General features: G+C 60.0%; 9 protein-coding genes. 5 read left to right on the top strand and 4 right to left on the bottom strand.

Going from position 1 to position 11608, the window contains the following annotated elements:
• Window positions 1-34 precede the first annotated feature (34 nt).
• The 5 genes from FIU93_RS12270 (at window position 35) to FIU93_RS12250 (ending at window position 6619) form a co-directional block, all read left to right on the top strand.
• Window positions 35-613 carry a histidine phosphatase family protein gene (locus tag FIU93_RS12270; RefSeq protein WP_023003301.1) on the top strand — a complete coding sequence of 193 codons (579 nt, stop codon included), beginning with the start codon at window positions 35-37 and terminating at the stop codon, window positions 611-613.
• 206 nt (window positions 614-819) lie between these two features.
• Window positions 820-2232, top strand: coding sequence for a caspase domain-containing protein (locus FIU93_RS12265; protein WP_152505716.1), 1413 nt, complete (start codon window positions 820-822; stop codon window positions 2230-2232).
• Window positions 2233-2279: 47 nt separating this feature from the next.
• Window positions 2280-2846: a hypothetical protein gene (locus FIU93_RS12260; protein WP_023003297.1), complete on the top strand. Its 567-nt coding sequence runs from the start codon at window positions 2280-2282 to the stop codon at window positions 2844-2846.
• A gap of 111 nt (window positions 2847-2957) precedes the next feature.
• The gene (locus tag FIU93_RS12255) at window positions 2958-3623 is read left to right on the top strand and encodes a hypothetical protein (protein ID WP_055656035.1); all 666 of its coding nucleotides are present in this window, start codon (window positions 2958-2960) and stop codon (window positions 3621-3623) included.
• A 434-nt stretch (window positions 3624-4057) separates the two neighbouring features.
• On the top strand, window positions 4058-6619 hold the full coding sequence (locus FIU93_RS12250) for an FAD-dependent oxidoreductase (protein WP_152505715.1): 2562 nt from the start codon (window positions 4058-4060) through the stop codon (window positions 6617-6619).
• Window positions 6620-6754: 135 nt separating this feature from the next.
• On the opposite strand, the gene FIU93_RS12245 is transcribed toward FIU93_RS12250, so the two are convergent.
• From FIU93_RS12245 to FIU93_RS12230, 4 genes are read right to left on the bottom strand one after another with little or no spacing between them, the layout of a single operon-like run.
• A complete protein-coding gene (locus FIU93_RS12245) occupies window positions 6755-7990 on the bottom strand; it encodes a Tm-1-like ATP-binding domain-containing protein (protein ID WP_152505714.1) in 1236 nt (411 codons plus the stop codon).
• An 8-nt stretch (window positions 7991-7998) separates the two neighbouring features.
• A complete protein-coding gene (locus tag FIU93_RS12240) occupies window positions 7999-9486 on the bottom strand; it encodes an aldehyde dehydrogenase (protein ID WP_152505713.1) in 1488 nt (495 codons plus the stop codon).
• 8 nt (window positions 9487-9494) lie between these two features.
• Window positions 9495-11015, bottom strand: coding sequence for a tripartite tricarboxylate transporter permease (locus FIU93_RS12235; RefSeq protein ID WP_077291972.1), 1521 nt, complete (start codon window positions 11013-11015; stop codon window positions 9495-9497).
• 7 nt (window positions 11016-11022) lie between these two features.
• On the bottom strand, window positions 11023-11562 hold the full coding sequence (locus FIU93_RS12230) for a tripartite tricarboxylate transporter TctB family protein (RefSeq protein WP_055656045.1): 540 nt from the start codon (window positions 11560-11562) through the stop codon (window positions 11023-11025).
• Between the last annotated feature and the right edge of the window lie 46 nt (window positions 11563-11608).

Here is an 11608-nt window from a genome sequence, read left to right as displayed (position 1 = left end):
GGACCGCCAACATGACTCTTAAAAAGACAATCCGATGACCCATCCGAAAATCATCTTCATGCGCCACGGCGAAACAGAATGGAACCTGATCGGCCGTGCGCAAGGCCGGCTGGATTCTCCCTTGACTGCAAAGGGACGGGAGCAGGCGACCCTCTTGGGAAAGATCCTCGCCCGCGAACTGGTATCAGCCGAAGGTTACGACCAGATGGTCAGCCCCTTGGGCCGAACTCTGGAAACCTCGCAGTACCTGCAGCAGAACTTCGACTTTTCGCCGGTTGAAACCGACCTGCTCGTCGAAATCGATGTCGGCGGTTTGAGCGGCCTGACAAGGCCCGAGATGTTCGAGAAGTATCCCGAACACATGAACGGCAAGCCCGGCAACACCTGGTATTTTGGTGCGCCGGGTGGCGAGACACTGCAGCAGATGCGTGAGCGCGCCGGAGCCTGGCTTGCAGGCCTGACGGGACCGACAATCGCAGTGGCCCATGGCCAGATCGGCAAGGTTATTCGGGGTATTGTTCTTGGCCTCGATGACACCGGGATCCTCAGCCTCAAGGAACCGCAGGGCGTGGTTCATGTGCTTGAAAACGGACAGGAAACGGTCTGGAGCTAAAGACTGCGGGCGTGCCCCCGTTCTGCACGCCCAGCACCTTCCCCCGCGAAAAATACAAGACCAATACCGGAAGACGGGACGAACCCGTCACTTTGGCAATGGTCTTCGTTCATTGACGCTGTGGACAGGAAACCGGTGTTGCAGCTATACAAAGGAGAGTATTCAGCAAGAACTCCTTTATTTCATTCACTTAGCGGGGGCTACAAGTGAACTATTTGCTGCCAGAACATATTATTCGTTTAGGCGTCATTTTAGCGACCATCGTATTTCTTCAAATAATTTTAAGTACAGGATCCGCCTTTGCGGGTAAGCGTGTCGCGCTCATCATCGGCAACTCGAATTACGAGCATATCCAGTCGCTGAAAAACCCTGAAAACGACGCCCTCCTCATGGCAAAAACCTTGGGCGATGCCGGTTTTGAAGTGAGGCAACTCATCGACGGCAACTACAGGGATATGAAGCGGGAACTTCTCGAGTTTGGTCGCACCTTGCGGGATTCGTCGATCGAAGCAGGCCTGATCTACTACGCCGGGCACGGTGTGCAGGTACGCGGGGAGAATTATCTCATCCCGGTGAACGCCCTTCTGGCGGATGAGGACGAGGTCGATCTCGAGGGCATCAACGTCAACGACTTCCTCAAGGTGATGAACTCGTCCAGCAGTCCGGTGAACATCGTCGTACTGGATGCCTGTCGCAACAATCCCTTCAAAGGCTCGTTCCGCTCGGCCACCCGTGGCCTTGCCCCCATCGATGCACCCATGGGCACCCTGATCGCCTATGCGACGTCACCCGGGCAGGTCGCGATGGACGGTTCCGCCGGAAATTCCCCCTACACGGCCGCCCTCAGCCGCGCCATTGAGACCAGTCCCGGCGAGCCGATTGAATCCGTCTTCAAGCAGGCCAGGCGCGATGTTCTGGCCGAAACCGCCGACCGGCAGGTGCCTTGGGAAGTCAGCTCGATCACCGGTGATTTCTACTTTTATGAAGACGGTCCGCTGCCAGACGATACCGCCGGAGAAGCCGGCAGCCAGGGCAGCCTCGACGTCGCCTACTGGACCGCCATTCGCGACAATCCTTCCATCTCGGAACTGCGCGCCTATCTCGCCCAGTTTCCAAACGGCCTTTTCGCAGGTGTCGCCGCCAACCGACTGAAGGACCTCGAAGACAAGCCACAGGTCCAGGCAAGTCTTGCACCGAGCGAAGCCGAGCAACCGATAAACGAAGCTCCGGTCCCGTCCGACCCGAAGGAACTGACGAGGGCCGTCCAGGTGGAACTCAACAGGCTTGGCTGCGACGCAGGTTCGCCAGACGGTGTCTGGGGCCCGAAAAGTGGCCGCGCGCTCGACACCTTGAGGAACGAAGCCAAGCTTCAGCTTGCGTCCTTGTCTCCCAACGCGGCTGTCCTGAAGAAACTTCGGCAGCTCGACGGCAGGATATGTCCGCTGACCTGTTCCGCCCGCTACGTATTGAAGAACAACGAGTGTGTTCTGAAAACCTGCCCGGCCGGACAACTGCTCTCTTCAGCAGGGCAGTGTTACACGAAGTCGAAACCCAGTCCCCAGTCCTCCTCATCCGGAGGCAACTGCTTCACGTTCAACGGCCAGCAATATTGTGACTGACCTGGCAGAGCGGCACACGTGCTCGAGTTTCAGATGATCGGGGCAAGATGGGGTTGATAAAAACTCTGGCAGCCAGCCTGCTTCTTGCGGCCGGCTTTGCAGGAAACGCAAGCGCGGACGACATGTCCGGCAAGACCATAACGATCGACATCACCATGCCGATCTGCGGTTTTGCCGACGGCACACAGTCCTGCGTCTGGGAACACAGCGCGTGGTTCTATCTCGCCGCCATCTTCTTCGCCGGGAACGACGACCTGTTCTATTCCTTTTCGTTTCACTCGAACTTCGAAACGGAAGGCGTCCGGATACCAACCGGCACGGGATCAGGTGAGAGGGTCAATAAAACCAAATCTGGCGACCCCATCGTCCATTTCGTGGATGTTGAGCGGCTCTCGGCAAACCGTCTTCATGCAGTCCACACCATGGAAATGGTTGAAGACGGATACATCCGGAAAAACGCGTTCACGCTGGAAATGAACGGCAAGGAGTGCCGGATCCTGGAGTTCAGGCAGGAGCACTTCTCCAACACCCAGCTCAAGTACGCCTATGGAAAGCCGACCTCGCTCATTTGCAAGGTTCAGGACGGTCCGCAAACCGATGTCTATGGAAAGTGACGGCATGGACAGCGCACCGGCAAACCCGCAACCACAGCTCCAAACAAATCCATCAACATCGAATTTCAAGATCCTCCAGATGGAGGGCATTTTCCCAGAAGGAGACTTATTGTGAAGAAGATTTTGTTCCTGGCATTGACGACCTCAATGCTGGGTATGGCCGGTTGCCAGTCGACGGCACCGGAAGGCGCCTCCCCGGCCCAGAGTTCCAAATCAGCTCCCGCGACCTTCGATCTCGGCAGCAAGAAGATTTTCCTGAGCTCGAATATCAAGATCGAGCAGAAGGACTATTATTCCAACACCAACAAGGGTTCGTTCACCGAAACCAACAACCGCACAGGCACCACGGCCGTTCTGATCCGCCAGAACGGCGACAATCTGCTGGTCGCCGATCCGGACAACCAGGCGGGAACCGTGTTTGTGAACGGTAAAAGCGTCAAGACCTCCGGCAGCATCTCCGGCAAGGGCAGGACCAACTGCGTCAAGCTGGAAATCGAGGAAGGCTACAAGCGGAATATCTGTTCGCGCTACACCTACAGCAACGGCATCGTCGAGATTTCCGAAGAGGAAAAGGACCCAGCCGAGGACCGCACCACAAAGCGGACCTACAAGTTCGCCTATGACGGCAACAGCTGCCGCTTCATCAGTTTCTCGGAGTTCTCGAACGCCAAGAACGGCTATTGTGACGGACCCTGCCTTGGCTACTACGGCGGCAAGACCAAGTGGCGCTACACAATCAACAGCACATCGACTTCAGGCAACTGCAGCATTCGCTGATTGGACCTGACGGGTTGCCCCGGGCCGCCGCTTTCCGGCTTGCGTTTCCCCGGGGCAACCATCCTCACCTGACGGATATGATGGCCGGAGCGCAACGCGGCGAACGCCTATCATTTGCCGCCACGCCCTTCCGGTGTGGCGCGCTTGCAGGATACTTCACCACGCACCCGAAACCCTGACATTTCCCTGATAATTCGCGACCGTTTTCGTACCGTGCCGCGTTATCGAAACACGACCAGCCCGTCGCAATCACAAGCCAGCTTTTCCTGACGATTTGAACCACCGTGTCGTGGAGCTTATGCCGCCATGACGCAATTACGCTATTTTGCCTGTCGATCAGTCGCGATACTGCCGCCACGAAACGGAAATCCGGTGCAGTCGCACGGACCGGACGCAGGCGGACTGCGCTCCGGTCGATGAAAAAGGAATGAGACATGTCAGCATTTCCTGACAAGGCACAGATCGTCATCGTCGGTCTCGGCGGTATCGTCGGCGCGTCGATCGCACATCACCTCATCGAACGCGGCTGGACCGACATTGTCGGCATCGACAAGTCCGGCATTCCGACCGACATCGGTTCGACGGCCCATGCGTCCGACTTCTGCTACACCACCAGCCACGACTACCTGTCCGTCTGGACCACCCAGTACTCCATCGACTTCTTCGACAAGATGGGTCACTACGCCCGCGTCGGCGGTCTGGAAGTCGCGCGCACCGGCGACGACACCTGGATGGAGGAAATCAAGCGCAAGGTGACCTCGGGCAAGGCCTTCGGCACCAATGTGCGCCTCGTGACCCCGGCCGAGATCAAGGAAAAGTTTCCGCTGATCGAAGAGGACATGGTCCAGGGCGGCATGTGGGACCCGGATGCAGGTCTCGTCATCCCGCGCTCGCAGACGGTTGCAGGCAAGCTCGTTGATGAAGGCGAGAAGACCGGCAAGCTGAAAGCCTTTGCCAATACCCCGGCCCAGTCCCTTATCGTCGAGGACGGCCACATCAAGGGCGTCAAGACCCACCGCGGCACGATCATGGCTGACCATGTCATCGTCTGCGCCGGTCTGTGGGGCCGCCTGATTGCCGAGATGGTTGGCGAAGACCTGCCGGTAATGCCGGTCGACCATCCGCTGACTTTCTTCGGCCCGTACAACGAATTCGAAGGTACCGGCAAGGACATCGGCTATCCGCTGCTGCGCGACCAGGGCAACTCCGCCTACATGCGCGACACGGGCGATCCCAAGACGGCCGAAGGCGGCCAGATCGAGTGGGGGTACTACGAACCGACCCATCCGCGCATGTGCCACCCGCGCGATCTCCTGGAGAAGGATCAGGCCCGCCTGTCCCCCTCCCAGCGCGATCTGGAAATGGAACAGGTCATGGAGCCGCTCGAGCGCGCCATGGAGCTGACCCCGATCCTGGGTGAGATCGGCTACAACGAAGGCCATTCCTTCAACGGCCTCTTGCAGGTTTCCGCGGCCGGCGGCCCCTCCTGCGGTGAAAGCCAGAAGGTCCGCGGCCTGTGGTACTGCGTTGCGATCTGGGTCAAGGACGGGCCTGGCTACGGCAAGCTGCTGGCTGACTGGATCACCGATGGCCGGACTGAAATCGACCATGCGTCCATCGACTATTCGCGCTTCTATTCCCACCAGCTGACCGAGAAATACATCGAGGACCGCTGCTACGAAGCTGCGCAGAAGATCTATTTCCCGGCGATCCACCCGCGTGAGCCTTACCTGACGAGCCGCAGCGTCAAGCGGTCCCCGTTCTACGACCGCGAGGTTGAACTCGGCGGCCACTTCATGGAACTGGGCGGCTGGGAACGCGCGCATGGGTATGCCGCCAACGAGCATCTGCTGGAAAAATACGGCGACCGGGTTCCGGTTCGTGAAAACGAATGGGACAACCGCCATTTCTGGCGCGTCTCCAACGCCGAGCAGCTCGAACTCAGCGAGAACTGCGGCATCATCAACCTGTCGCACTTCTACATGTTCGACGTCGAAGGCCCGGACCATGTGGAACTGCTGGAGTGGCTGTGTGCCGCGAAGATCGGCGGCGATGCCAACATCGGCAAGGGTATCTACACCCACTTCCTCGATGACGAAGGCAACGTACGTGCCGACCTCACGGTCTTCCGCATGGTAGACCGCTGCCGCATCGTCGACGGTGCAGACGCCGGCCCGCGCGACTATCACTATGTGAAGCGCATCGCCGAGGACAAAGGCTTCGACGTCACGGTGACCGACGTCAGCGAGCAGTACACCACCATCGGCATCTGGGGCCCGAACGCCCGTGAGAACCTGAAGAAAGTGGTTGCCGATCCGGCAGCACTCGATCCGGAAAACTTCCCGTTTGCGGGCATCCGCCAGATCGAGATCGCCGGCAAGTCCGTCATGGCCCTGCGCCTGTCCTATGTCGGTGAACAGGGCTGGGAACTGCACATGAAGTACGAAGACGGCCTGGCGGTCTGGGACGCTCTGCGGTCCACAGGTGTCATCGCGGTCGGCGTCGAAACCTACGCCAACTCGCGCCGCATGGAAAAATCCCTGCGCCTGCAGAACGCCGATCTTCTGACCCAGTACAACCTCCTGGAGGCTGATCTGGCCCGTCCGAAGGTCAAGGAAGCGGATTTCCGCGGCAAGGCAAAGCACGTCGAGTACCGGGAGCGCGACAAGCAGCCGGCCATGCTCTGCACGCTGGTGATGCTTGAAAACACAGATGCAAGCGGTGTCAAACGTTACCCGGTCGGCGCGATGCCGGTGCAGGATCCGGACACGGGCAAGACGCTGGTCGACAGCCTGGGCCGTATTTCCTACACGACCTCGGTCGCCTATGGCCCGACCATCGGCAAGAACATCGCTCTTGCCTACCTGCCGCAGGAGTACTGCCAGGTCGGCCGCAAGCTGAATGTCGAGTATTTCTCGGAAACCTACCCGGTCGAGGTCGCCGGTGTCGGCTATCAGCCGCTCTACGATCCGGAAAACCAGAAACCACGGTCCTGATGACCAAGGCCCGTGACAGGCAACGACGTGCCACGGGCTGACCTCAGATCACAAGAACAAGCTAAAGCCCCATCTCACGACCCCAAAAAGCGCCGCTCGCCGGCGCTTTTTCCTTTCGTGGCACGCGCAGCGGCCTTAGCCACCCCGCATGACAATCCCTTCTTCGACCCATCTGTCGAAAACGCCAAGCGCAGCATCCGCAAACGCCTTGTCGTTGATATGCGCCGAAACCTCGGTCGTCTCGATACGGCCCGGGAAGACTGTCCTGACTTCGTCGATGAAGGCCGCCAGCCCCTCCGGATCGTGGGCTTCCTCGCCCTCCTTGTCCCAGGCCTCGATGCCGCCAAGCGGCAACAGGAAATGGGTCGGCCCCTTGGCCGCCTCCAGCCGGTCGGCGAGTTCATTGGCCCACTGACGGCGCTCCTGCGGGTTGAAGACGGAGCTCTTGATCAGACGATTGTGCTCGTGAAACGGCCTGTCGGCATATTGCGCCGGGATTTCCTGCCAGCCGGCAAAATCCACCAGATCAAGCGCGCCCGGCGCCACGATCTGCGGCGTGCCCAGCCTGCCTGCATTCTGCAGCCGGTCCGGCCCGCTGCTGACCAGCGACCCTGCCAGGAGATTGCCGAATTCCTGCAGGCAGAAATCCATGACGCAGCAGAACGCCCCTTCCCGCGCCAGGCTTTCGAAGGCCATGCCACCCATGCCGGTGGAATGGAAGACAGCGACTTCATACCCCCTGTCTTCAAGTGCCGGTTTCAGAAGCTTCATATAGGACAGGCAACTGGAGCCAAGCGATGTCATGCCGACCAGCGGCTTTGAGCGATCCGGCATCTGCGCGGCCCTGGCGGCACCCAGCACGGCGCCTGCGGCCTGCGCCAGCGACGACTTGCAGATTTCGTTGAGGCCATAAAGGCCACCGGCCCACAGGATCATCTGGATATCGGGCGCCAGCCGTTCCGGCGGGATCAGAGACGAGAAGCTGACCGTGGACACGATGAATTTCGGTACGCCCATCGGCAGCGCCTGGGCACAATCGAGTGCCAGGTCCGTCCCCATGGTTCCGCCAAGCGCGATCATGCCGTCGATGCGGCCTTGCGCATAAAGGTCGGCGACAAGCTTTGCCGCCCCCTGCGCCATCACCTGAAACGCCTTGTTCTCGTCGCCTTGCGCAATCACGTCCTCAATGGACATGCCGCCTGCCCTGGCGACCTCATGCTTGGAAATGCCGGTCGGCCTGGCCGGATCGCCCAGTACGCTGACATCCATCGTCAGCACCTCGCCGCCCTGATCGCGTATGGTCTGCTCTATGAATTCCAGTTCGGCATTCTTGGTGTCGTAGGTCCCGATGGACAGGATTGTCTTGGTCATGGATATCCTCAGAGCTGGATCCAGGCTGTCTTCAGGTCGACATACTTGTCGAGCGCGTGCAGCGACTTGTCGTGGCCGTTGCCGGACTGTTTCATCCCCCCGAGCGGGACGGTCATGTCCGAGCCGCCATAGGTGTTCACATGGATGACACCGGAGCGGACACCGGAAATCATCCGGTGCGCCCGGCCGAGATCGGACGTCCAGATACCGGCGGCGAGACCATATTCGGTGCCGTTGGCGATCCGGATGGCCTCTTCCTCATCCTTGAAGGCGGTTACGGCCAGTACGGGCCCGAACACTTCCTTCCGGGCAATCGTATCGCTCGGCTTGACCCCGCTCATGACGGTTGGAGCCATGTAGTAGCCGCCGGTCTCGGTCAGGATCCGCTCACCGCCGGTACGGCGCTCGGCACCTTCGGCTTCCGCGGTCTCCACGAATTTCAGGTCGGCCTCCAGCTGGGCCATCGAATGCACCGCACCGATCTGGCTGGAAAGATCCAGCGGATCGCCCACCTTGAAAGCTTCCGCTTCCCGGCAGATCGCGGCAACGAAATCGTCGTGAATGTCCTCCTGCACCAGGAGGCGCGAACCGGCGACACAGACCTGGCCGGAATTGCGGAAGATCCCCGCCGCCGACACCTTGGCAGCTTTCGCCAGATCAGCCGCATCATTGAAGACGATGTTGGGGGATTTGCCGCCCAGCTCCAGATAACAGCGCTTCAGGTTGGATCTGGCGGAATATTCAAGAAGCCGCCGCCCCGTCGCGCCGGAACCGGTGAAGACCAGGATGTCGACATCCATGGATAGGGCCAGGGCTTCGCCGACAACGGCGCCGGGGCCGGTCACGACGTTGAAGACACCGTCCGGAACTCCTGCCTCCGACGCCAGTTCGGCAATCCTGAGCAGGCTGAGCGAGGCTGTTTCCGCCGGTTTCAGCACGATGGAGTTCCCCATGGCGAGCGCGGGAGCAATCTTCCAGGCGCCGATCATCAGCGGGAAGTTCCAGGGAACGATGGCCCCCACGACACCGACCGGTGCCCGGTGGACAAGCCCCAGCACATTGTCTGCCGTCGGCGCGATCTCGCCATAGATCTTGTCGAGTGCTTCGGCGTAGTACCGGAAGGTCCCGGCCGCGGACAAAGCCTCGGCCTTGAAGGCCATGTTGATCTCGGTGCCGTTGTCCCGCACGCCGAGAACCGCAAGCTCAAGCGCTTTCGTCTCGATCAGATCCGCCAGCTTCAACAATACCTTCTTGCGGTGCGCCGGGGCGGCTTTCGACCAACGGCCATCCTCGAACGCCTTGCGCGCGCCCTCAACTGCAACTCCCACATCGGCGGCCGTTCCGCTTGCGATCCTTGTCAGCGGTTTTCCGTCGATGGGGGAAAGCACCTCCAGCGTCGCCCCCTCTCGGGACGCGGCAAAGGCGCCGTTTACAAAATGCCCCTGCTCGGCAACGGGCTGGTTGCGCAAAACGTCGATTGCGGCCTGGTCAAGCATCTTGGTTCCTACCCTTGCTGGGTTGAGGTTTCGGAAGTGTCCTCTTCCCGATCCCGTCGCGCCTTTTGCTCGCGAATGACCGTACGTACGTGCAGGACGAGAATGAGAATGATCGCTGTGAAGAGGATTGCGGCGATCGGCCTGTCGATGAAATCGAGCGGGGAATTCACCCGCGCCATGGCGCTGCGAAGCTTCACCTCCATGATCCCGCCAAGCACCATGCCGAGGATGATCGGCACAATGGGCAGGTTGAGACGCTTCAGCACCAGGCCGAAGACGCCGAAGCCGGCGGCAATCGCGCAGTCGGTCACCGAGTTGCGCAGCGAGAACACGCCGACAAAGGACAGCGTCATGATCATCACGCCCAGGAAACGCGTCGGGATCTGAATGATCTTGAGCAGCAGCCCCGTGGAGGACAGGAGGAAGATCAGGACGATGATATTCAGGAGGATCAGCGCCAGATAGAGCGCGACCACAAAGTCGAGTTGCCCCTGGAACAGCTGAGGCCCCGGGATGACGTTATGAACATAGAATACCGACAGCATCATTGCCGTCAGCGCTTCTCCCGGAATGCCGAGAGCAAGCAAAGGGATCATCGCCGCACCTGGAACCGCATTGTTGGCAGCTTCCGAAGCGATCAGCCCTTCCGGTGATCCCTTGCCGAAAAGGTCCGGGTCCTTCGAGGATTTCTGGGCATAGGTGTAGGACAGGAACTGGGCAGTGAATTCACCCACGCCGGGGATCATGCCCATGAGAACACCGAAGCCGGAAGAAACGGTCGCCACCCGTTTGAACGCGAACAGCTCCTTGAGCCCGGCAAAGAGGTTGCCCTCGACCTTGGCCGATCCGGGTTGATGTTCCTTGTCGACCAGCAGCAGCAACGCTTGCGAGATCGCAAAGAGACCGAGCACCACCACGATGAGATCGACACCGGAGGTGAGCCAGCTCTGGTCGAAGGTGAAGCGCTTGGTGTATTTGGCAGGCTCCAGGCCGATGGTGCTGAGGAAGATGCCGAAACAGGCCAGCATGCCGGCGGCAAAAACCTGTCCGCGGTGTGCAACCACAACCAGAATGATGCCCATCAACGCGGCCAGGAAGATCTCGCGGCTGCCGAAATGCGGTGCGATCATCGCCAGAACCGGCGAGAGGACGATCAGGCACAGGATCGAGAACATGCCGCCGAAGAAAGAAGCCGAATAGGCAAGCGACAGCGCCCGATGCCCTTGCCCCTTCTTGGTCATGGGGTAGCCGTCATAGGTGGTCAGCGCATTGACCGCCGTACCCGGTGTGTTGATCAGCACCGCCGGAATGGCGCCGCCATACATGGATGAGCCATAGACGCCGAGCAGCAGCGTCAAGCCGACGATAGGCTCGAAGGAAAAGGTTGCCGGCAGCAGGATTGCGATGGCGACGGCAGCTCCGACACCAGGAATTGCGCCGATGATGACACCACCGATGGAGCCGATCACCAGGGCCGCAAGAACGTCCCATTGGGCAAGCATGGACAGGCTGGAGAGGATCAGTTCCATTCTCGCCTCACAGATAGGTCAGGGCAAAGGCGCGGATGCCGTCAGGCAGCGCCTCGTAGATGTGGCCTGCGGGAACCTTGACCTGCAAAAACGCGCGGAAGATCACCACCACAGAAATGCTGAAGGCAACCGCGGCACCCAGGTTGAGAGGCGTTGCCTCGCCAATCCGGACACACAGAAACAAGGTGAAGGCGAGTGTCGCCGGCAGGTAGCCGATTTGCGGCACCAGGAGCACGTAGATCAGGAAATAGGCCACGAACTCGAACGACTTCAGCCAGAAGCCGACCTCGCGCCATCGACCCGGAATGCGCTTGGAGCAAAGCGAGCCTATGAAATGCAGGCTGGCGAACAGCACCATGCCGCCGATAGCGACTGTGGGCCAGAACCTTGGCTGTGCAAACCACTTGGTCCGCTTGGCCCAGACCGTCTCACCCGGGATCTGCGACAGAAGAAATAGGGAAAATGCCAGGAACAGGATTGCAAACACGATGTCGCCGGGCCGGCGATAGCGTTTGAACAGTTCCTGCAGCGTCTTGATGCGCGCCAAGCCGAACCCTCCTTGGAACCCGAAAGCAACCGGCCGGCGCGAGATG

Origin of the sequence: Labrenzia sp. THAF35 (assembly GCF_009363595.1) — a bacterium.
GTDB lineage: Bacteria > Pseudomonadota > Alphaproteobacteria > Rhizobiales > Stappiaceae > Roseibium > Roseibium algicola.
This window is presented reverse-complemented; position numbering and strand designations above follow the sequence as displayed.